Below are 21,611 nucleotides of genomic sequence, written 5' to 3' on the forward strand. Positions count from 1 at the left end.
CCCTGACAGCGGAGTGTCCCGTGTTTGCAAACCTGTTGATCATCCTCGCCTCATCCCTGGTGGTGATTGCCCTGTTCCGGCGCCTGCGACTGCCGCCGGTGCTGGGCTACCTGTGCGTGGGATTGCTGGTCGGGCCGAACGCGTTCGACTGGGTCAACGAGAGCGAACACTTGCCGGATGTCGCCGAGTTGGGCGTGGTGTTCCTGCTGTTCTCGCTCGGTCTGGAGTTCTCCCTGTCGAAGATGATTGCGCTGCGTCAGGTGGTGTTTCGCCTTGGCAGTCAGCAAGTGCTGATCAGCACAGCGTTGCTCGGCACACTGTTGATGTTGCTGGGCATGCCACTGATGCCAGCGCTGTTGCTCGGAGCCGGTTTATCGCTGTCATCCACGGCGATCGTGACCAAGGAGCTGGGCAGCCTCGGTGAAGTGTTCAGCAGCCACGGCCAGAACGCGGTCGGCGTGCTGCTGTTTCAGGATGTGGTCGCGGTATTGCTGCTGACACTGGTTCCGGTGTTCGCCGGCACCAGCGAGCAGGCCTGGTATTGGGCCTTGCCGCTGACCCTGGGCAAAACCGTGGTGCTGTTTTTCGGCCTGCTGCTGGCCAGTCGCTGGTTGCTGCCACGGCTGTTTCATGAAGTGGCGGCCTCACGCTCGGCAGAGCTTTTCGTCCTGCTGGCACTGGTGATCGTGCTGCTCACCGCTTGGCTGACGCATTTGCTGGGGCTGTCGCCAGCCCTCGGCGCGTTTCTGGCCGGTATGCTGCTCGGGGAAAGCCATTACCGGCACCAGATCGAAGCTGACATCCGACCTTTTCGCGACATTCTGCTCGGCGTGTTCTTCGTCAGCATCGGCATGCTGATCGACCTGCAATTGTTCGTCAGTCACAGCCTGTTGATCATCGGCCTGACGCTGGGCCTGATGCTGATCAAGGGCATCGTGGTCGCGCTGCTGGTGAAGGGGCGCGGCAGTGACAGCGAAACCGCATGGCGCAGCGGCCTGGCCCTGGCCCAGGGTGGCGAATTCTGTTTTGCCTTGATGGCGCAGATGCAGCAGAACAGCCTGTTGCCGGCCGAACCGGGCGCCCTGCTGCTCGCGGCGACCTTCTGTTCGATGCTGCTCACGCCACTGCTGTTGCGCGCGGCGCCGCGCATCGCCGCCGTGCTGCACCGCAAGCCCAATCAGGAAGCGCAGATCGAACAGATCAGCGCGCTCAACGCCGACCTCGACCAGCACGTGGTGATCTGCGGCTACGGACGCGTCGGCCAATCCATCGGCCGCTTCATGGGCAACGCCGGGCAAGCCTATGTTGCGCTGGACAACGATCCGGTGCGGGTGCAGGAAGCCGCATCTGCGGAAAGCGACGTACATTACGGCGACTCGGCGCGTGGCGATCTGCTTACTGCGGTTGGCCTGTTGCGCGCCAGGCTGCTGGTGATTGCCGTGGATCAAAGTGACGTGGCGTTGCGCATTCTGCGCGAAGCCCGGCGACTCAACCGACAGGTGCCGATTCTGGTACGCACCCGTGACGACAGCCAATCGGCGGAGCTCAGAGCCGCCGGCGCCACCGAGGTGGTGCCGGAGCTTTTGGAGTCGAGCCTGATGCTCGCTTCACATGCGCTGATCATGCTCGGCCTGCCCGCGCACAAAGTGCAGGAGAAGGTCGATCAAGTGCGCATCGATCGCTATCGCCTGCTCCACGGTTTCTATCCCGGAGCCAATGATGAGGAAATCTAGTCCTGACTCACCGCGCCGATCTTGTGCAGCGACAGGTCGGCGCCGTAATACTCTTGTTCCTGACTCAGGCGCAGCCCATGCAATGCCTTGATCGCGCCGTAGACGACGAAGCCGCCAACCAGCGCCACCACAACGCCGAGCCCGGTGCCGATCAACTGGCTGATCAGGCTGACGCCACCCAGCCCCCCCAGCGCAGTCTGGCCGAAGACGCCGCAGGCAATCCCGCCCCAAACACCACACAAACCGTGCAAAGGCCAGACGCCCAGCACGTCGTCGATGCGCCATTTGACTTGAGCGGCGGTAAAGCACCAGACAAACAAGGCTCCGGCGATCGCGCCGGTTACCAGCGCACCGACCGGATGCATCAGGTCGGACCCGGCGCAAATCGCCACCAATCCGGCCAACGGGCCGTTGTGCAGAAAGCCCGGGTCATTGCGCCCGACGATCAACGCCGCGACGGTGCCACCGACCATGGCCATCAGCGAGTTGACCGCGACCAGGCCACTGACACCTTGCAGGGTTTGCGCGCTCATCACGTTGAAGCCGAACCAGCCGACAATCAGGATCCACGAGCCCAGCGCCAGAAACGGAATGCTCGACGGCGCGAACGCGACCAGGCGCCCATCGCGGTAGCGACCATTGCGCGGGCCGAGCAGCAGAACAGCGGCCAACGCCAGCCAACCGCCCACGGCATGCACCACCACCGAGCCGGCGAAATCATGAAATGCCGCGCCAAACTGCGCCGCCAGCCAGCCTTGCAAGCCGAAGTTGCCATTCCAGATCAGGCCCTCGAAGAACGGATAGATAAACGCCACGATCAGCGCCGTCGCGCACAACTGCGGAACAAACCGCGCGCGCTCGGCAATGCCGCCGGAAATGATCGCCGGGATCGCGGCAGCAAAGGTCAGCAGGAAGAAAAACTTCACCAGGCCATAGCCGTGGTCAGCCGTGAGCACCGCTGCCGGTTGCATGAAGGTGACGCCATAGGAGATCCAATAGCCTATAAAGAAGTAGGCCAGTGTCGAGACGGCGAAGTCGCTGAGGATTTTCGCCAGTGCATTGACCTGGTTCTTCTGCCGGACCGTGCCGACCTCCAGAAAGGCGAAACCGGCGTGCATCGCCAGAACCATCACCGCACCGATCAGGATGAACAATGTATTGGAGCTGTGAACCAGCGTGTCCACAGCGCTTTGCAGATTTTCCATGAGGAGGCAGACCCAAGGCTAAAAGGCACCAAAGCGGTTCATGCGGGCATTTCCTGCACCAAATTACGACTCATCAGTCATACAACCGCAGGGTTGATGAACTGATTTGGCGCATATATCGATGCCCGATCACAAACGGCTAGCAAATGAATTAGAGTTTTTCTGCGCGGACGCCCGGCAACAGCGCACGCGCACCGAGCGACGCACCACGACACAGCAAAAGTTGTACCAGGCATTTGCACTGAACCTTCACGCAAGGCTCATACTCGAACGCTTCAAAGCCACCTACGGAGATCCACCAATGGCCAGCATCAAGGCAAAGACTGCTCAAGAAATCCTGATGAACGACTTCCAGACTCTGGTCGCCGACACCGAACGCCTGCTCGAGCACACCAAGACCCTCGCTGGCGATCAGGCCGATGAGCTGCGTGCCCAGATTCACGACAGCCTGCTGCGTGCCCGGGAAACCCTGAAAGTGACTGAAGACACCCTGCGCGAACGCGGTCAGGCGGCGGTCACCGCTACTGAAGACTATGTATCGGCCAACCCATGGCAATCGGTGGGCATCGCTGCCGGCGTCGGCTTTCTGATCGGCCTGCTGGCAACTCGGCGCTGATCATGTCGATCGGTGAATCCGGCCCGACTGCGGGCACCGCCTCCTCCACGCGTCGCCTTGGCGCTGCCGTTCTGGGCCTGCTGCACAGTCATGTCGAGTTGTTCGGCATCGAATTGCAGGAGCAGAAATCACGCACCGTCAGCCTGCTGCTGTTCGCCGGCCTGGCGCTGGTGTTTGCCCTGCTGTTGCTGGTGGGTCTGTCGACGCTGGTGATGATCATCTTCTGGGACACCTACCGCCTGGCGGCGATCATCGGCCTGTGCGTGTTTTACACGCTGGCGTCGATCTTCTGCGGCCTGCGCCTCAAAGCAGCGATTTTCGATGAGTCCTCGCCTTTCCACGGCACGCTCGAAGAGCTGGCCAACGACCGGGAGCGCCTGCTGCCATGAGCCTGCCTGAACTTCCGCACAACAGCTCACGTCGGGAAATGCGCAAGGCACTGATCCGCCTGCGCATGGAAATGCACCGACAGGAAATCCGCCACGAAACCGCGCAAGTGCTGCAGCCGTTGCAGCGCATGCGTGGAATGAAGCAGAACGTGCAGGACGGTTTCGGCATCAAGCACGCGCCGTTGTGGGGCGTGGCGGCGGTGACGCTGCTGGGTTTCCTCACCGGCAAAGGCTCGAAACGCAGCAGTGGTGGCGGTTTGACGCGACTGCTGCGTCTGGGCACGACGCTTGGGCCGCTGATCAGACTGGTCATGCACAGCTCGGGCAAACGCTGACGCGCCCCTCTGGCTACATTCTTGCAATAGCGCCGGGATGAATCTCCCTATCGGGGGATTCAGTCCCGCGTGCCTATCCGGCAGACGCGGCCAAACCAAAAACAAGATTAAGGACTTGCCGTGATCGACGGGCAACCGCTCGCCTGTTTTCAGCCTTTCATCGATACCGCCACCGGCCGCATCGCAGGCGTCGAAGCATTGGGTCGCCTGCGTCAGAGCGATGGTCAACTGACCTCGGTCGGACCATTGTTCGCCGATCCGCGCACTCCGGCCACTGCCTTGCGCCGTCTCGATCGGCAGATCCGTGACCACGCCCTCAGCCGCCTGCATGAAGCACCGGCGGAGTGGTTTCTCAGCCTGAACATGTCGCCACGCTGGATCAGCCGGCTACGCGCCGATCAAGCGCTGCCAAGTCTCAAGCAATTGGCGCGACACCAGGTTGATCCGCAGCGCATCGTTTTCGAGATCACCGAACTGGGTGGTAACAGCGAACGCCTGGCCCACGTGGTCGGGCGCTACCGTGACGCAGGGGCAAGAATCGCCATTGATGATTTCGGCGCCGGCTATTCGCAGCTGGATCGGGTGCTGGCCCTGCAACCGGACATTCTCAAGCTCGACATGCGCCTGTTTCAGGCTGCGGCTCTCGGCGGACCGAGCAGTGACGTGGTCAAAGCACTTGCGCAGATGGCCGAAAAAACCGGCTGCTGGATCATCGCTGAAGGCGTCGAAACCGAAGCGCAGCTGAATTTCGCCCTGGAATGCGGCTCGCGCTACGTGCAGGGATTTCTCTTCGCCCGGGCGCAGGAAGAATTCTTCGCTACAGACGCATTCGTCGCGCATTTCGCCCAACTCAGGCAACGCTACGTGAAGCAGAAACTCAGCGAGCGCGGGCGGTTGATGCAAATGCGTCAGCAGCTCAGCGAGCTGATGGCGATTCTGCAGCAATGGGCGCAGGCCCGCGCCCCGCTCAGTGCCTTGCCGCAATTGCAGGCGTTTCCCTGGCTGCTGCGCTTTTACCAGTGCGACCGCCACGGCACGCAACTGACTCCCAACCTCGAATGGCGTCATGACGGCTGGTTCGCCGATGATCGCTATCTGGGGCACAACTGGTCGTGGCGACCATACTTCTATCATCTGCTGGCCGAAGGCTGGGAAGAACGCCGCCTGACCCTGTCGAGCACGTATCGCGATGCCACCAGCAACCAGTATTGCCTGACTGCCGGACAGTTTTTCGATAACGGTGAACGGTTGTTGTTGATCGATATCGATGCCGCAGGCCTATAGTTCCGCTTGCAGGCGCAGGGCCGAACCGGGAAGCTAGTGCAATCAGTCACCTGACGGAGAGAATCAGCCTTGGATTGGCCTACCCTGCTCAACCGCGAACGCCTCGGCAAGCCGCTGCACAGCCCGCAAGAACTCGGCCGCAGCCCTTTTCACAAAGACCATGACCGCATCATTTTCTCCGGTGCCTTCCGCCGCCTCGGGCGCAAGACTCAAGTGCACCCGGTCACCAGCAACGATCACATCCACACCCGCCTGACCCACTCGCTGGAAGTCAGCTGCGTCGGCCGCTCGCTGGGCATGCGTGTCGGCGAAACCTTGCGCAGTGCGCTGCCGGAATGGTGCGACCCGGCCGACCTCGGCATGGTCGTGCAATCGGCTTGCCTGGCGCATGACATCGGCAACCCGCCGTTCGGCCATTCCGGCGAAGACGCGATTCGCCACTGGTTCCAACAAGCTGCCGGGCGCGGCTGGCTGGACGGCATGAGCGACGCCGAGCGTGGTGACTTTCTCAATTTCGAAGGCAACGCCCAGGGCTTTCGCGTGCTGACGCAGCTGGAATATCACCAGTTCGACGGCGGCACGCGCCTGACCTACGCGACGCTGGGCACTTACCTGAAGTACCCCTGGACCGCGCGCCATGCCGACTCCCTCGGCTACAAGAAACACAAGTTCGGCTGCTATCAGAGCGAGCTGCCATTGCTCGAACAGATCGCGCACAAACTCGGTCTGCCGCAAATCGAAGACCAGCGCTGGGCACGCCATCCATTGGTGTACTTGATGGAGGCGGCCGATGACATCTGCTATGCGCTGATCGATCTTGAAGACGGCCTGGAAATGGAGCTGCTCGAATATGCCGAAGTCGAGTCGCTGCTGCTCGGCCTGGTCGGTGACGACTTGCCGGAGACCTATCGCCAGCTCGGCCCGCAGGATTCCCGCCGGCGTAAACTGGCGATCCTGCGCGGCAAAGCCATCGAGCACCTGACCAACGCGGCAGCGCGGGCGTTTGTCGAACAGCAGGATGCTCTGCTCGCCGGCACGCTGCACGGTGATCTGGTCGAACACATGCATGGGCCGGCAAAGCGCTGCGTGTTGAACGCCAAGGACATCGCGCGCAAGAAAATCTTCCAGGACAAGCGCAAGACGTTGCATGAAATCGGCGCGTACACGACGCTAGAGATCCTGCTCAATTCGTTCTGCGGCGCCGCGCTGGAGCAGCACAACGGCCGCACGCCGTCGTTCAAGAGCCGGCGCATCCTCGATTTGCTCGGCAATAACGCGCCGGATCCACAGGGTTCGTTGCACAGTTCGTTTCTGCGCATGATCGATTTCATCGCCGGCATGACCGACAGCTACGCCAGTGACATGGCACTGGAAATGACCGGGCGTTCCAGTCATTGAGCATGCCGCATTCAGCCGACCGTTGATCTGGCCGGCTGAATTCCCGCTGAGTTTCCTCGCCACGTATCGCAATAACGCGCTTTTGATTCTGGTCAGATTCAGCTGCGCTGACCCATGCGACCAATAAAACAAACTGCACTAATTAAACACGACCTTAAACACCAGCAAATAATCGGAGATCAATAATAGCTCTTGGATAATTTCCATCTTTGGCCAATTGCATACTCGCACTTCCTTACGTCAAACCTAATTTCAACGTAGTCCCTTTCCTCATTACGCGTAGGATTAATCCGATAACGTAGTCGCGACACTACCAGTCAATGCGAGTGCTCATGCATCTGAGCTAAGGTGCGCGCTTTATTCATGCTTGCATGGGACTCTTTTTATGAACTCCGTTTTTATTGTGGACGATCATCCGGTAATCCGCCTCGCCGTGCGAATGCTTCTGGAACATGAAGGCTACAAGGTCGTCGGTGAGACCGATAACGGTGTCGACGCCATGCAGATGGTCCGAGAATGCATGCCCGACCTGGTCATCCTCGATATCAGCATCCCCAAGCTGGACGGCCTCGAAGTACTGGCCCGCTTCAACACCATGGGTTCGAATTTCAAGATTCTCATACTGACGGCGCAGTGTCCTACGCTGTTCGGTATCCGGTGCATGCAATCCGGCGCATCAGGATATGTCTGCAAGCAGGAAGACTTGAGCGAACTGGTCAGCGCAATCAAAGCGGTACTTTCCGGTTACAACTATTTCCCCAGCCAAGCGCTTAATCCGGTGCGCAGCGACGACACTCGATATGCTGAACTTGAATTATTCAAATCCGTCAATGACCGCGAATTGATGGTATTGCAGTTATTTGCCCAAGGACGTACCAACAAGGAAATTGCCAAAGGCATGTTTCTGAGCAACAAGACCGTCAGCACTTATAAAAAGCGCCTGATGCAAAAACTCAAAGCCAGATCCCTTGTAGAACTTATCGAGATGGCCAAACGCAACGCACTCGTGTGAGACTCCGCATGCCCAGCCGTGTAAAGGACTACCTGATCGCCTTGAGCGCTGTTTTCTATCTGAGCGCCAATGCCTTCGCCACGCCAAGCGCTTCACCGGATTACGCATTGCTCAGCCGCTCGGCCAGCGAGGCCGTTCAAACTGTCTTGCTGCCGTCACAACGGCAATGGCTGCAGGCTCGCAGCGAACTGAAACTGGGTACCTCCGCACCGGATTACCCGCCGTTCGACATGACCGTCAGTGGCCAGGACTACGAGGGTCTGACTGCCGATTACGCGGGGATTCTCGGTCAGGCCACCGGCTTGCCGATTCGCGTGCAACGCTTTCCCTCGCGCGAGGCTGCAATTCGCGCCTTGATCGATGGCCAGATCGACCTTCTTGGCACAGCCAACGGCTACGAAGCAGGCAATGCCAATCTCGCCCTCTCCAGACCTTATGCGGTCGATCAGCCGGTGCTGGTGACGCGCGAGGATGACGCCCGCTCGTTAACCGAAGGCCTGGCAGGCCTGCGCCTGAGCATGGTCTATCACTACCTGCCGCTGCCCGAGATCAAGGCGCTGTATCCCAAGGCGCTGATTACTTGCTACCCCTCTTATCAGAACGCAATCAACGCCGTCGCCTTCGATCAGGCCGATGTGTTTCTCGGCGATACCCTCTCCACCCATTACATGATCAACAAGGGCTATCTCAACAACGTCCGCATGGCCAATTTCGGCAAACAGGAAGCGCAAGGCTTCAGCTTTGCCGTAAGGCGCAGCAATCCCCAGCTGCTGGGCATCATCGACGCCGTGCTCACCGCGGTGCCAAGCGCCCAGCGCGACGACATCGCCAAGCGCTGGAGCGCTGGCAGCGACATGTTGCTGACTGACAAAAAACTGCAACTGACCCAACGCGAACAGGCCTGGCTCAAGCGTCACCCCATCGTCAGCGTGGTGGTCAATGAAGCTTACGCACCGTTGACCTTCTTCGACAGCGCCGGCAATTTTCGCGGCATCAGCGCCGACCTGCTCGAGCTGATCCGCTTGCGTACCGGCCTGCGTTTCGAGGTTCAGCGCAGTCGCAACGATGCGGAAATGATCAGGCAGATCGACAACCACAAGGCTGATCTGATCGCCGCCCTGCTGCCCAGCGCAGAACGTGAAAAAAACCTGAGTTTCAGTCGCCCGTATCTGGAAAACTCCTATGTGCTGCTGACCCGCAAAAGCGCCGACAGCCCCACCAACCTGGCCCAACTCAAAGGCAAGCGACTGGCGATCGCTCAGGGCAATCCGCTGGTCGCTTACCTCCACGAGAATTTTCCGGGCATCGAACTGATCGAAACCCCCGACACCTTCAGCGCCGTGTCGATGCTCGCCGACAACCACGTCGACGGCGCCGTCAACTCGCTGGTGATCGCCAACTATTTCATCTCCTCGCGCATCTTTGACCGGCCACTGCAAATCACCACCACGATCGGCACCAGCCAGGCCGCCTTCTCCCTGGCAACCGCCCGTGACAACACCGAGCTGGCCTCGATCATCAACAAGGCGCTGCTGAGCATCGCTCCCGAGGAGCTCGGCGTGATCAACGGCCGCTGGCGCGGTTACTCCACCGCGTCCCAGAACATCTGGCAGAACTATCAGCGCCTGTTCTATCAGGTGATTGCCGCCGCCGGCCTGATCCTGCTGCTGTTGTTGACCTGGAACGCCTACATGCGCCACCAGATCAAACAGCGCCAGGCCGCCGAGCGTGCGCTGAACGATCAGCTGGAGTTCATGCGGTCGCTGGTCAACGGTACGCCGCACCCGATCTATGTCCGGGATCGACAGGGCCTGCTGCAAAGTTGCAACGACAGCTATCTCGAGGCGTTCAACGCCAGACGCGAGGACATCATTGGCAAAGATGTCATGCAAGGCACACTCGGCAATGCCTTCGAAGCGCAGGCGTTCCAGGCCGATTACCAGAGAGTCATCGCCGAAGGCACTCCCTTGATACTCGACCGCCCCCTGCACATCGGCAACCGCCGTTTGACGATTTACCACTGGATTCTTCCCTATCGCGACTCCAGCGGCGACGTTCAAGGCATTATCGGCGGCTGGATAGACATCAGTGAGCGCCGCCAATTGTTCGAAGAGCTGCGCGCGGCCAAGGAGCAGGCGGACGAGGCGAACCGAGCCAAGAGTACCTTTCTGGCGACCATGAGCCACGAAATCCGGACGCCGATGAACGCCGTGATCGGCATGCTCGAACTGACCCTGCGCCGCATTGAACCGCAGCACCCCGATCGCGCTTCGATCGACACCGCCTACCATTCGGCCAAGGATCTGCTGGGGCTGATCGGCGATATTCTGGACATTGCGCGTATCGAGTCCGGGCGCCTGAGCCTGTGCCCGGAATGGATCAATCTGGTCGATACGGTGACGTCCGTTGCACGCATCTTCGACGGCCTCGCGCGGCAGAAAAATCTTGCCTTGCAAGTCGTCTTCAACCCGCCGCACCCGGCCGTGGATGTGTATCTGGATCCGCTGCGCTTCAAGCAGGTGCTGTCCAATCTGGTCAGCAACGCGATCAAGTTCACTGAGTCTGGCCACGTGCGGATCAGCCTCGACCTGATCTCGTCAGACGCTGCTGGTCGAGCATTGATGCAACTGACCGTGCAGGACAGTGGCTCAGGCATCAGCGCCGAAGATCAACAGCGCTTGTTCGAGCCCTTCTCGCAGGCGAGTAACGGCAGTCAACAGGCAAAAAACGGTGCCGGCCTGGGCTTGGTCATCAGTCGCAATCTGTGCGAAATGATGGGCGGGCAACTGCAGTTGAGCAGCCAGCCCGGTATCGGCACTCAGGTCTGCGTCTCGTTGCCGCTGGACAGCGTGCCGGTGAAAGCCAATCCGCCGAAAAGCGAACCGTTGATCAAGCCATCGGCAACGCCGCTGCATGTACTGGTGGTCGACGACCATCCGGCCAACCGTTTGCTCATGTGTCAGCAACTGGAGTTTCTCGGCCATCGGTTCAGCATTGCCGAGGACGGCTGCAGCGGTCTGGAACGATGGAAGGCCGATCATTTCGATCTGGTGATCGTCGACTGCAACATGCCCTTGATGAACGGCTACGAGATGACCCGCGCCATCCGCCAGCTTGAACTGCAAAATCGCCGCCGGCCGTGCACCGTGCTGGGTTTCACCGCCAATGCCCAGCCCGAAGAAATCCAGCGCTGCAAGCTTGCCGGCATGAACGACTGCCTGTTCAAACCGTTGAGTCTGACGTTGCTCGGGCAGTGGATCGACGGCATCACGCCGGCCTCATCCGCGTTAGTGTTCGACCTGCAAAGTCTGAGCCTGCTGACCGGCAACCACCCGGCGCAGACCCGCCGCATGCTGGTTGAATTGCTCAAAAGCAGCCGCCTCGACCGCGAGGAACTGCTCAGGCTCTCGCCCGAGGATGATCGCGAAGCGCTGGCAGTGGTCGCGCACAAGATCAAGGGCGCCGCACGCATCGCGCAGGCATCACGATTGATCGAATGTTGCGATGCCCTTGAGGAAGCTTGTCAGCAAGCGCTCGCGTCAAAGGAGATTGCCCGTCGCTGGGCGGCAACCAGCCAGGCCATGCTCGAACTGGAGCAAGCCTTGCAGGATCAATTGACCTTGGCCGATCAAGGCACAGTGAGCGAGTCTTAACTATGCTTGGGCGCTGAGCAGTGAGTTAAACATTCATGGAGAGCCTGCAATGCACAGCCCACTGCGCCCCGAGCAACGCCGGTTGCCGCTGCACGTGCACATCAGCGTCATGTTCACCTTTCTCCTGTTGCTTACGGGCGTGGTGCTGGGCCTGTTCAATTACCACCAGACCACGCAGATCATCCTGTCGAGCAGCGAAAAGCTGTTTGACCGCATCGAACAGGATGTACGCCTCGATCTGCAGGCAACCTATCAGCCGATCCGCAACCTGCTGAGCCTGCTGGCGGACACCCCGGCGGCCCAGGCCAGCGATCTGCAACAACGCCTGCCGTTACTCAAACCCTTCAGCCAGTCGCTCACCGATAACCCGGCGCTGGCGTCGCTGTATCTGGGTTACGCCAATGGTGATTTCTTCATGGTGCGCGCGCTGCGCACGCCGGCTCTGAAGGCACAGCTTCAGGCGCCGGAAGCGGCGGCCTATCAGGTCTGGAGCATCGAGCACGAGCCGCAAGGCACCGTGCGCTCGCAATCATTGTTCTTCGATCAGGCCCTGACACCGATCAACCGCCGCGAACATTCCGAAGAGCCATACGATCCGCGCAGCCGGACCTGGTTCAGCGACGCCCTGCAAAAGGCCGGGCAGATCACCACCGAGCCCTATGTATTTTTTTCGACCCACAATGTCGGCACCACGCTGGCCCGGCGCAGCGGCGAGAATGCCGTGATCGGCGCCGACCTGACCCTCGCTTCGCTGTCGACCGCCCTGGGCAAACATCGTGTCACGCCCTCGACAGAGATCGCGCTGTACGACACCGACGGCAACGCCGTGGCCTACCCCGACAGCCATCGCCTGATCGTCGATGACCGCACTGCGCGTCTGGCCAGAGCGGCCGATCTCAGCCCAGAGCTGAACGCGCTGCTCAGCTCCGACAATATCGGCAAGCGTCTGCTAGTAAACGACCGGCAATGGATCGTCGCGCGCACCAGCATCGAGGAAGGCGGGCCGAAAGGTCTGCAACTGGCGCTGCTGGTACCGGAAGACGAATTGCTGGTAGATGCTTTGCGCATGCGCTGGCAAGGCGCGCTGATCACCTTGGCCATCCTGTTGCTGTGCCTGCCATTGGGCTGGGTGATTTCGCGGATTCTGGTCAAGCCGCTGCATGCCCTAGTCAAGGAAGCCGACGCGATCCGCAGCTTCGACTTCAGTTCTCCGCTGGCGCGCCGCTCTCCCGTACTGGAAGTCGATCAGTTGAGCCTGTCGATGGCGCGGATGAAAGAAACCCTGGGAAGTTTCTTCCGCATCACCGACAGCCTTTGCGCCGAAACCCGTTTTGCCCCGCTGCTCGAACGCGTGCTGTTCGAAACCGTGCAGATCGCTCAGGCGCAGGCCGGTCTGATCTACCTGCGCGAAGCCGACGGCGCGCGCATGGAACCTTACGGGCTGGTGATCAATGGCGTGCCGCAGGCGCTGGAGGCGTTCGACATCCAGGGCCGTGAGCTGCATAAAAACACCGGGCCGGCCTGGTTCGAGCAACTGGCCAGCGCCAACAATACTGTCAGCCATCTGGGCTTCGATCAGGCCGGCGACTTGCAGAAAATCCTCCTGGCCATGGACTCACCGCGCATTCACCTGATCGGGATCCGCCTGCACAACCAGCACGACGAAACCATCGGCCTGCTGATTCTGCTGATCAATGACAGCGGCGCGCCGGGCGATCTGGAAAAGCTGCGCCCCGACCGTATCGCCTTCTTGCAGGCGGTGTCCGGTGCGGCGGCGGTGAGCATTGAAAGTCAGCGTCTGCAGGCCCGGCAAAAACAGCTGCTCGACGCCTTCATCCAACTGCTCGCCAGCGCGATCGACGCCAAGAGCCCGTACACCGGAGGCCATTGCCAGCGGGTGCCGGAATTGACGCTGATGCTCGCCCAGGCTGCTGCGGCGAGCCAGGACCCGGCGTTCAGCGCTTACCAACCGAGCGAGGATGAATGGGAGGCGTTGCACATCGCAGCGTGGCTGCACGATTGCGGCAAGGTCACGACGCCGGAATACGTGGTCGACAAAGCCACCAAACTCGAGACCATCAACGACCGCATCCACGAAATCCGCACCCGCTTCGAGGTGCTCAAGCGTGACGTGTGGATCAACTACTGGCAGACGCTGGCGAACGGTGCAGATCAAGCGGCGCTGGCCCGCACCCGTGATAGTGAGTTGCTGATGCTCGATGACGACTTCGCCTTTGTCGCCCGCTGCAATCTCGGTGGCGAGGCCATGGCCGAGGCTGATCTGCAACGCCTCGAGCAAGTCGCGCAACGCAGATGGCTGCGCACACTTGATGATCGCCTCGGTGTGTCCTGGGAAGAAAACCGCCGCCAGGCAAAAACACCGGCGGCGACGCTGCCCGTCAGTGAAACACTGCTGGCCGACAAACCCGAGCATCTGATCGAACGCGACAAGAACGAGCTGATCCCCGAGGACAACCCCTGGGGCTTCAAACTCGATGTACCCGCGTACAAGTACAACCGCGGCGAGCTGTACAACCTGAAGATCGCCCGCGGCACCCTTACCCGTGAAGAGCGCTACATCATCAACCATCACATGGTGCAGACGATCATGATGCTCAGCCACCTGCCCTTCCCCGGTCACCTGGACAGCATTGCCGAGATCGCCGGCGGTCATCATGAAAAAATGGACGGCACCGGGTATCCGAAACGGCTGAAACGCGAGGAGATGAGCCTGCCGGCGAGGATGATGGCGATTGCCGATATTTTCGAAGCGCTGACCGCCGCCGACCGCCCTTACAAGAAAGCCAAGTCGTTGAGCGAGGCGCTGGGAATCATGGCGACCATGTGCCGTGAAGCGCACATCGATGCTCCGTTGTTTGGCCTGTTTATCAACGAGGGGGTGTACATGCAGTACGCGACGCGGTTTCTCGATCCCGCGCAAATCGACAGCGTGGATACGGCCAGCCTGTTGCACAAGGCTGGCCTCAGCGGTTGATCAGCAGTCGGTCAGGCGCAGGAAAATCGCCGCCAGTTGCTCGATGCCGGCCTGATCCTCGGCGCCGAAACGCGCCAGCTTCGGGCTGTCGAGGTCGAGCACGCCGATCAGTCGACCGTCCTTGACCAACGGCACAACCAGTTCGCTGTTCGAGGCGCTGTCGCAGGCGATGTGACCGGGGAAGGCATGCACATCCTCGACGCGCTGGGTTTGCAGGCTGGCAGCAGCAGCGCCGCAAACACCGCGCCCGAACGGGATGCGCACGCAAGCGATCTGGCCCTGAAACGGGCCGAGCACCAGCTCTTCGTTGCGATTGAGGTAGAAACCGGCCCAGTTCAGATCATCGAGCTGGTTGAACAGGAATGCGGAAAACTGCGCGGCATTGGCGATGAAATCGCGCTCGTCCGCCAGTAGCGATTCCAGTTGCGCGGCCAACATACCGTAGCCTTCGAGGCCCTGGCCGCTTTGTTGCAAATCAATCATGCCTTGTGCTCCAGCAATTTCAGTCCCACCCAGTAGCGGGCGAATTGATACGCGCAACGTCCGTTGCGATTACCGCGGCCGGTGGCCCAGCGCACGGCGAGGATGTCCAGTGCTTCGTCGCGCTGCCAGCTCAGGCCGGCCTTGGCGGCCAACTGGCCGATCCAGTGCTCGACGACGTTGAGAAAGTGTTCTTGGGTAAACGGGTAGAACGACAGCCACAGGCCGAAACGATCAGACAGGGCGATCTTGTCTTCCACCGCTTCGCTCGGGTGCAGTTCGCCGTCGACGCGCTTCCAGTTTTCGTTGTCGCTTTCCTTTTCCGGCACCAGGTGGCGGCGATTGGAGGTCGCGTACAGCAAGACGTTGTCGGGGGCCTGCTCGAGCGAACCGTCGAGCACGCTTTTCAGCACGCGGTAGTCGCCTTCGCCGGATTCGAACGACAGGTCATCGCAGAACAGCACGAAACGTTGCGGCAATTTGGCAATTTGCTCGACCACGCGTGGCAGGTCTGCCAAGTGATCGCGTTCGATCTCGATCAGACGCAGGCCGGCAGCGGCGTGCTCGGCCAGCAACGCACGCACCAGCGAAGACTTGCCGGTACCGCGCGAGCCCCAGAGCAAGGCGTGGTTGGCCGGCATGCCATCGAGAAATTGTTGCGTGTTGCGCCCCAGTTGCTCCAACTGCCGGTCCACGCCGATCAGGTCGGACAGACGCATGTCGAGGCTGACTTCCAGCGGCAACAGGTAGCCGCTGCGCCCGTCACGCTGCCAGCGCGCCGCCAGGCAAGTGGTCCAGTCAATGACAGGGCGCGGTGCCGGCAACAGTGGTTCGATTCGCGCCAGAACCGACTCGGCGCGCTCAAGAAAAGCATTCAATCGGGAATCCACGTCTTCTCCTCGGGCACTTTCACAGTGATGATGACGATCCAGCGACGACACACAGATAAAATCGCCTCAGCAAGCCTTGTTACAAGGCGATTCGGGAACCTCGGTATCCCTGCATGATCGACTATGCTTGAGCAGCGAAGGGAAACGGAAGTGGTTCAACAACCCATGGATATCAAATTCACCCACCGGCTGTCTTACAAGCAAGCCAGGCTTACCGTGCTGGTCGGGTTCATTCTGGGCACCCTGCTCAGTCTGCTGCAGATCGGCATCGATTATGCCAGCGAAGACGCTTCCATCAACCGGGAAATCCTCGCGCTGCTGGAAATCAGCCACAATCCGGCCTCGCGCATCGCCTATAACATCGACGCCGAACTGGCGCAGGAACTCACGCTGGGCCTGCTGCGCTCGCCGGCGATCATCGCCGCGCAACTGATCGACAACAACGATACCGTGCTGGCCAACGTCAAACGCCCGGAACTGCAGAGCAGCTATCGGCTGATCAGCGACTTCCTGTTCGGCGCCAAGCGTCATTTCGAAGATCGCCTGTACCTCGACCACTTGCCCAACGAATCCCTCGGCGTGCTCAAGCTTGAAGTCGACACTTATGCCTTCGGCAGCCGCTTCTTGCGCCGCGCGGAAGTCACCCTGCTCAACGGTTTCGCCCGCAGTCTGCTGCTGACCGGGATCCTCCTGGCGCTGTTCTACGTGATGCTGACCAAACCACTGGTGCGGGTCATCCGTGAACTCAGCGGCCGCGACCCGCGCAGTGCCGAGCCGACCACGCTCGAGTGCCCCGCCGGCCACGGCAACGATGAAATCGGCGTGCTGGTCAAAGTCGCCAATCAGCAGTTCGAAAACATCGCCACAGAAATCCAGCAACGGCGCACTGCGGAAAACCGCCTGACCGAATACCTCGCGCAACTGGAAGACATCGTCTCGGCGCGCACCGCCGAACTCAAGGCGATCAATGCCCGCCTCAGTCAGTCCAACGAAGAACTTGAAGTGGCACGCCGCACGGCGCTGGACATGGCCGAAGCGCGTTCGGCGTTTCTGGCCAACATGAGCCATGAAATCCGCACGCCACTCAACGGTCTGCTGGGGATGATCGCGCTGTCGCTGGACGGCCCGCTCAACGCCGAACAGCAGCAACAACTGTCGATCGCCCACGACTCGGGCAAGGTGCTGGTGGAACTGCTCAACGATATTCTCGACCTGTCGAAATTCGACGCCGGGCAACTGGAGCTGGAAAACATCCCCTTCGACCTCGGCTCGCTGATCGAAGACACCGCCAACCTGCTTTCGCAGAATGCCGCTCCGAGCGTCGAGCTGACCTGTCTGATCGAGCCGCACTTCCCGGCGCTGGTGCTGGGCGACCCGACGCGGGTGCGGCAGATCGTCAGCAACCTGCTGTCCAACGCGCTGAAATTCACCCGCTTCGGTCGCGTCGATGTGCGTCTGTCGGCGCACAAGAATGGTGTGCGCATCGAAGTCTGCGACACCGGCATCGGCATCGCCCAGGAAGCGCAGGTGAAAATCTTCCAGCCGTTCACCCAGGCCGGCGCCGGTATCACCCGTCAGTACGGCGGCACCGGGCTGGGACTGGCGCTGACGTATAACCTCTGCGAGGCAATGCAGGGTCGGCTGACCATCAGCTCCGAAAGCGGTTTCGGCAGCCAGTTCTGTGCAGAGCTGCCACTGCCCTGCCACACTCGCGCCCTCCCTCCGCAGCCGTTACGTGGCAAGGTCCTCGCCATTACTGCAGCCAGCAGTGGCCTGGCGGAATTGCTGAAAAGCCTGTTGCCGGTGTGGGGCCTGGAATACACGCAGCGCACCATCGATGATTCCCTGCTGGGCCTAAATCCTGACGTCCTGATCACTGATTGCCCCGAGTGTCTGTTCGGTTTGCGCCCGAGCATCACCGCGCCGATTCTGCTGGTGACTGCCTACGGCAGTTTTCTGCCCAGCGAAGAAGCCGCCGCCCTCGCCCCCTTGCAGCAGCAAGCCCGGCCGCTGGCGCGCAACGCGCTGTACCAGCATCTGCGACGGATTCTGCAACCGGAGGTCGCCGCCCTCACCGAAGCGCAAGCGGACGCCTCGCCGTCCGCGCGTCGGGGCAAGGTGCTGCTGGTCGAGGACAACCCGGTCAACCAACTGGTCGCCAAAGGCATGCTCGGCAAGCTTGGCTGCGATGTGGTGGTGGCGGGCCATGGCGCCGAAGCATTGGATCAGCTGGAGTTTGCCGACTTCGATCTGGTGCTGATGGACTGCAACATGCCGGTGATGGACGGCTATGAAGCCAGTCGGCAAATTCGCCAGAGCGGGCGCTGGCCGAATCTGCCGATTGTTGCGCTGACCGCCAATGCCATGTCCGAGGAACGCGAACGTTGCCGCGCGGCCGGCATGAGCGACTATCTGGCCAAACCGTTTCGCCGCGAAGAACTCGCCGCGCTGCTCGACCAGTGGATGCCGACTACGTCAGCGCTTTGATTTGCCCGAGCAAATGATCGAGGCCGGCGCGCAAGTCGTTGAGCCGGTCAAGATCAACGCCACTGTCGCAGAGCAGGCGCCCTTTCAGTGGCCCAACCTGCTCGCGCAATGCTTGCCCTGCTGGCGTCAGGCTCAAATGCACTTCGCGTTCATCCCGCGCCGAGCGCCGACGCTGGACCAGATCGATCTGCTCCAGGCGCTTGAGCAAGGGCGTCAACGTGCCCGAATCCAGCGCCAGACGTTCGCCCAAGGCCTTGACCGTCGGTTGCTCCGGCGCCGCGTCCTGCCATTCCCACAGCACCAGCATCGCCAGATACTGCGGGTAGGTCAGGCGCAACTGATCGAGCATCGGTTTGTAGGCACGAATCACCGCCCGCGAGGCCGCGTACAGCTTGAAGCACAACTGGTTGTCGAGCTTCAGCGAATCACCCGGCTGACTCATTTCAGCAAAGCTTCGATCTCGCCGCTCAGGTCCTGCGGTTTGGTCGTCGGGGCGAAACGCTTGACCAACTGGCCATCCTTGCCGATCAGGAACTTGGTGAAATTCCACTTGATGCCCTGCGAGCCGAGCAGGCCCGGGGCGCGCTTCTTCAACTGCACGAACAGCGGGTGAGCATCGGCGCCGTTGACGTCGATCTTCTTGAACAGCGGGAAGCTGACGCCGAAATTCAGTTCGCAGAACTCGCTGATGGCGCCCTCATTGCCCGGCTCCTGTTTGCCGAACTGGTTGCAAGGGAAACCCAGTACCACCAGCCCTTGATCCTTGTAGGTCTGCCAGAGTTCTTCGAGGCCCTTGTATTGCGGAGTGAAGCCACACTTGCTCGCGGTATTGACCACCAGCACCGCTTTGCCGGCGAAATCGGCCAGGGTCTTTTGCTCACCCTTGATGGTAGTGCACGGGATATTCAGCAGGTTGTCGCTCATCGGTCGGCTCCGCAATGGTGAGGAAGGCGCAAACATAACGAGCAATTGAATCGTGCGCAATCTAATTGCTCGATAAAAAAGGCGACGCAATGTCGCCTGTTTCGGTTATTCGCGGGGCTCGAGGTTCAGGCACACCGAGTTGATGCAATAACGCAGGCCGGTCGGTGGCGGGCCATCCGGGAACACGTGCCCCAGATGCGCATCGCAGCGCGCGCACTTCACTTCAGTGCGGATCATGCCGTGGCTGGTGTCGCGGATTTCGGTCATCGCGCTTTCGCCGATCGGCTGATAGAAACTCGGCCAGCCGCAGCCGGAGTCGAATTTGGTCTTGGAGTCGAACAGCGGCTCGTTGCAGCAGACACAGTGGTAGACACCGTCGGTTTTGGTGTCGTTGTACTTGCCCGAGAACGGGCGCTCGGTGGCACTCAGACGGCAGACGTTGTACTGCTCGGGGTCGAGCATGGCCTTCCACTCTTCCAGGGTTTTCTGCAACTTTTCCATCATCACACCTCAGCGGCTGAAAAAGCCCGATCTGTACCTTTTCCACGGATCGGGCGGCACGTATGATTGCGCCTCGTCACGCGCCAGTCTGGCAGCCAGACCGGGCGCATTCAAACGGATTCTGAGCGCAAAAGCGCCAGACCTCCGCCTGTGCGAAGACGCAGCAATCCCAGTACGGTTGTCCATTTGCCGCCTGGATCGTTCATTTTCGGGATCACATCGCCATGCAGTTCAGCAAATCGAACAAGCTCGCCAACGTCTGCTACGACATTCGCGGCCCGGTGCTCAAGCACGCCAAACGACTGGAAGAGGAAGGCCAGCGCATCCTCAAGCTGAACATCGGCAACCCGGCGCCGTTTGGTTTCGAAGCGCCGGACGAAATCCTTCAGGACGTGATCCGCAACCTGCCGACCGCGCAGGGCTACAGCGATTCCAAAGGCCTGTTCAGCGCGCGCAAGGCGGTGATGCAGTACTACCAGCAAAAGCAGGTCGAAGGTGTCGGCATCGAAGACATCTACCTGGGCAACGGTGTGTCCGAGCTGATCGTGATGTCGCTGCAGGCGCTGCTCAACAACGGCGACGAAGTGCTGGTGCCGGCTCCGGACTATCCGCTGTGGACCGCTGCGGTGAGCCTCGCCGGCGGTAACGCTGTGCACTACCTGTGCGACGAAGGCGCCGACTGGTTCCCGGATCTCGCCGACATCAAGGCCAAGATCACTCCGAACACCAAGGCCATGGTGATCATCAACCCGAACAACCCGACCGGTGCGGTGTATTCGAAGGAAGTGTTGCTGGGCATGCTGGAAATCGCCCGGGCGCACAATCTCGTGGTGTTCTCCGACGAGATCTACGACAAGATTCTCTATGACGACGCCGTGCATATCTGCACTGCCTCGCTGGCGCCGGACCTGCTCTGCCTGACCTTCAACGGTCTGTCGAAATCCTACCGCGTGGCCGGTTTCCGCTCCGGCTGGATCGCCATTTCCGGGCCGAAACACAACGCGCAGAGCTACATCGAGGGCATCGACATGCTGGCCAACATGCGCCTGTGCGCCAACGTGCCGAGCCAGCACGCGATCCAGACCGCGCTGGGCGGCTATCAGAGCATCAACGATCTGGTGCTGCCGCAGGGTCGCTTGCTGGAACAGCGCAACCGCACCTGGGAACTGCTCAACGACATTCCCGGCGTCAGCTGCGTGAAGCCGATGGGCGCGCTGTACGCATTCCCGAAAATCGACCCGAAGGTCTGCCCGATCCATAACGACGAGAAATTCGTTCTCGACCTGCTGCTTTCCGAAAAGCTGCTGGTGGTGCAGGGCACGGCATTCAACTGGCCGTGGCCGGACCACTTCCGCGTGGTCACCCTGCCCCGCGTCGATGACCTGGAGATGGCCATCGGCCGCATCGGCAACTTCCTCAAGTCCTACCGCCAGTAATGGGCCAGCAGTGCGCAACGGATTGGCTGTTGCGCACTGTCTGATTCAGCAACACATCTTTAATCCGCGCCTTTGCAGCCCTTCTACACTTGCGATGCGAGCTGTACAGACGTGTCTGACCTAATGGCGGCGGGGCGAAAGGCTGTGTCATCCGTGTCGGAATCGAGGGTGGGAATTTTCTTTTTGCTCAGGAAACCGCTGTAGGACACAGTTTGAAATAGTCACTCGGTTGAATAGCCCGGTGCCGCACCTTATATACCCCGCAGTACGCTA

The 21,611-nt window shown here is 60.6% G+C and carries 17 protein-coding genes; 11 read left to right on the plus strand and 6 right to left on the minus strand.

The genetic code is table 11. The features are described from left to right. The first annotated feature begins 20 nt into the window (after positions 1-20). Complete coding sequence (locus tag PS14A_RS17125; protein WP_212616823.1) at positions 21-1,733, plus strand: monovalent cation:proton antiporter-2 (CPA2) family protein; 1,713 nt, start codon at positions 21-23, stop codon at positions 1,731-1,733. On the opposite strand, the gene PS14A_RS17130 is transcribed toward PS14A_RS17125, so the two are convergent. Further along, complete coding sequence (locus PS14A_RS17130; protein ID WP_212616824.1) at positions 1,730-2,938, minus strand: ammonium transporter; 1,209 nt, start codon at positions 2,936-2,938, stop codon at positions 1,730-1,732. The genes PS14A_RS17125 and PS14A_RS17130 overlap by 4 nt on opposite strands. A 301-nt stretch (positions 2,939-3,239) precedes the next feature. Here PS14A_RS17130 and PS14A_RS17135 point away from each other — a divergent pair, with 301 nt between their 5' ends. The 8 genes from PS14A_RS17135 (at position 3,240) to PS14A_RS17170 (ending at position 14,620) form a co-directional block, all read left to right on the plus strand. Next, the gene (locus PS14A_RS17135) at positions 3,240-3,554 is read left to right on the plus strand and encodes a YqjD family protein (protein ID WP_016770842.1); all 315 of its coding nucleotides are present in this window, start codon (positions 3,240-3,242) and stop codon (positions 3,552-3,554) included. 2 nt (positions 3,555-3,556) lie between these two features. After that, on the plus strand, positions 3,557-3,943 hold the full coding sequence (locus tag PS14A_RS17140) for a phage holin family protein (protein WP_008079909.1): 387 nt from the start codon (positions 3,557-3,559) through the stop codon (positions 3,941-3,943). Continuing rightward, complete coding sequence (locus PS14A_RS17145) at positions 3,940-4,278, plus strand: hypothetical protein (RefSeq protein WP_016770844.1); 339 nt, start codon at positions 3,940-3,942, stop codon at positions 4,276-4,278. Before PS14A_RS17140 ends, PS14A_RS17145 begins: the two co-directional genes overlap by 4 nt. A 120-nt stretch (positions 4,279-4,398) precedes the next feature. Beyond that, entirely contained in the window at positions 4,399-5,562 is a 1,164-nt protein-coding gene (locus tag PS14A_RS17150; RefSeq protein WP_137216146.1) for an EAL domain-containing protein, read from the plus strand. 69 nt (positions 5,563-5,631) lie between these two features. Continuing rightward, positions 5,632-6,960, plus strand: coding sequence for a deoxyguanosinetriphosphate triphosphohydrolase (locus PS14A_RS17155; protein ID WP_212616825.1), 1,329 nt, complete (start codon positions 5,632-5,634; stop codon positions 6,958-6,960). Positions 6,961-7,345: 385 nt separating this feature from the next. Further along, on the plus strand, positions 7,346-7,972 hold the full coding sequence (locus PS14A_RS17160; protein WP_041478434.1) for a response regulator transcription factor: 627 nt from the start codon (positions 7,346-7,348) through the stop codon (positions 7,970-7,972). Positions 7,973-7,980: 8 nt separating this feature from the next. Beyond that, positions 7,981-11,625, plus strand: a complete 3,645-nt coding sequence (locus PS14A_RS17165; RefSeq protein WP_212616826.1) for a transporter substrate-binding domain-containing protein — start codon at positions 7,981-7,983, stop codon at positions 11,623-11,625. Between the two features lie 49 nt (positions 11,626-11,674). Next, positions 11,675-14,620 (plus strand): HD domain-containing phosphohydrolase, encoded by a 2,946-nt coding sequence (locus tag PS14A_RS17170; RefSeq protein ID WP_212616827.1) that lies wholly within the window; start codon positions 11,675-11,677, stop codon positions 14,618-14,620. On the opposite strand, the gene PS14A_RS17175 is transcribed toward PS14A_RS17170, so the two are convergent. Both PS14A_RS17175 and PS14A_RS17180 read right to left on the minus strand, forming a co-directional pair. Continuing rightward, entirely contained in the window at positions 14,621-15,103 is a 483-nt protein-coding gene (locus PS14A_RS17175; RefSeq protein WP_016770850.1) for a GAF domain-containing protein, read from the minus strand. After that, complete coding sequence (locus tag PS14A_RS17180) at positions 15,100-15,990, minus strand: ATP-binding protein (protein WP_137216143.1); 891 nt, start codon at positions 15,988-15,990, stop codon at positions 15,100-15,102. Before PS14A_RS17180 ends, PS14A_RS17175 begins: the two co-directional genes overlap by 4 nt. A gap of 165 nt (positions 15,991-16,155) precedes the next feature. Here PS14A_RS17180 and PS14A_RS17185 point away from each other — a divergent pair, with 165 nt between their 5' ends. Continuing rightward, the gene (locus tag PS14A_RS17185) at positions 16,156-18,477 is read left to right on the plus strand and encodes a response regulator (protein ID WP_130911600.1); all 2,322 of its coding nucleotides are present in this window, start codon (positions 16,156-16,158) and stop codon (positions 18,475-18,477) included. Here PS14A_RS17185 and PS14A_RS17190 read toward each other — a convergent pair. The 3 genes from PS14A_RS17190 to msrB all read right to left on the minus strand — a co-directional run bounded on the left by PS14A_RS17190 (position 18,461) and on the right by msrB (position 19,902). Continuing rightward, on the minus strand, positions 18,461-18,919 hold the full coding sequence (locus PS14A_RS17190; RefSeq protein WP_130911599.1) for a MarR family transcriptional regulator: 459 nt from the start codon (positions 18,917-18,919) through the stop codon (positions 18,461-18,463). The genes PS14A_RS17185 and PS14A_RS17190 overlap by 17 nt on opposite strands. Next, positions 18,916-19,401 carry a glutathione peroxidase gene (locus tag PS14A_RS17195; RefSeq protein ID WP_016770854.1) on the minus strand — a complete coding sequence of 162 codons (486 nt, stop codon included), beginning with the start codon at positions 19,399-19,401 and terminating at the stop codon, positions 18,916-18,918. The genes PS14A_RS17190 and PS14A_RS17195 overlap by 4 nt, the downstream gene beginning before the upstream one ends. Positions 19,402-19,506: 105 nt before the next feature. Next, the gene (gene msrB / locus PS14A_RS17200; protein WP_130911598.1) at positions 19,507-19,902 is read right to left on the minus strand and encodes a peptide-methionine (R)-S-oxide reductase MsrB; all 396 of its coding nucleotides are present in this window, start codon (positions 19,900-19,902) and stop codon (positions 19,507-19,509) included. 224 nt (positions 19,903-20,126) lie between these two features. On the opposite strand from msrB, the gene PS14A_RS17205 reads away from it, so the two are divergent. Further along, positions 20,127-21,338: a pyridoxal phosphate-dependent aminotransferase gene (locus PS14A_RS17205; protein ID WP_016770856.1), complete on the plus strand. Its 1,212-nt coding sequence runs from the start codon at positions 20,127-20,129 to the stop codon at positions 21,336-21,338. The last annotated feature ends 273 nt before the right edge of the window (positions 21,339-21,611 follow it).

The sequence above is a fragment of the Pseudomonas sp. 14A genome (genome assembly GCF_018132745.1).
Lineage (GTDB): Bacteria > Pseudomonadota > Gammaproteobacteria > Pseudomonadales > Pseudomonadaceae > Aquipseudomonas > Aquipseudomonas mercuritolerans.

Coding starts and splice junctions, on each gene's coding strand:
- PS14A_RS17130 (WP_212616824.1), bottom strand. CDS start 2,938: ATGGAAAATCTGCAAAGCGCTGTGGACACGCTGGTTCACAGCTCCAAT.
- PS14A_RS17135 (WP_016770842.1), top strand. CDS start 3,240: ATGGCCAGCATCAAGGCAAAGACTGCTCAAGAAATCCTGATGAACGAC.
- PS14A_RS17140 (WP_008079909.1), top strand. CDS start 3,557: ATGTCGATCGGTGAATCCGGCCCGACTGCGGGCACCGCCTCCTCCACG.
- PS14A_RS17145 (WP_016770844.1), top strand. CDS start 3,940: ATGAGCCTGCCTGAACTTCCGCACAACAGCTCACGTCGGGAAATGCGC.
- PS14A_RS17160 (WP_041478434.1), top strand. CDS start 7,346: ATGAACTCCGTTTTTATTGTGGACGATCATCCGGTAATCCGCCTCGCC.
- PS14A_RS17165 (WP_212616826.1), top strand. CDS start 7,981: ATGCCCAGCCGTGTAAAGGACTACCTGATCGCCTTGAGCGCTGTTTTC.
- PS14A_RS17170 (WP_212616827.1), top strand. CDS start 11,675: ATGCACAGCCCACTGCGCCCCGAGCAACGCCGGTTGCCGCTGCACGTG.
- PS14A_RS17175 (WP_016770850.1), bottom strand. CDS start 15,103: ATGATTGATTTGCAACAAAGCGGCCAGGGCCTCGAAGGCTACGGTATG.
- PS14A_RS17185 (WP_130911600.1), top strand. CDS start 16,156: ATGGATATCAAATTCACCCACCGGCTGTCTTACAAGCAAGCCAGGCTT.
- PS14A_RS17190 (WP_130911599.1), bottom strand. CDS start 18,919: ATGAGTCAGCCGGGTGATTCGCTGAAGCTCGACAACCAGTTGTGCTTC.
- PS14A_RS17195 (WP_016770854.1), bottom strand. CDS start 19,401: ATGAGCGACAACCTGCTGAATATCCCGTGCACTACCATCAAGGGTGAG.
- msrB (WP_130911598.1), bottom strand. CDS start 19,902: ATGGAAAAGTTGCAGAAAACCCTGGAAGAGTGGAAGGCCATGCTCGAC.
- PS14A_RS17205 (WP_016770856.1), top strand. CDS start 20,127: ATGCAGTTCAGCAAATCGAACAAGCTCGCCAACGTCTGCTACGACATT.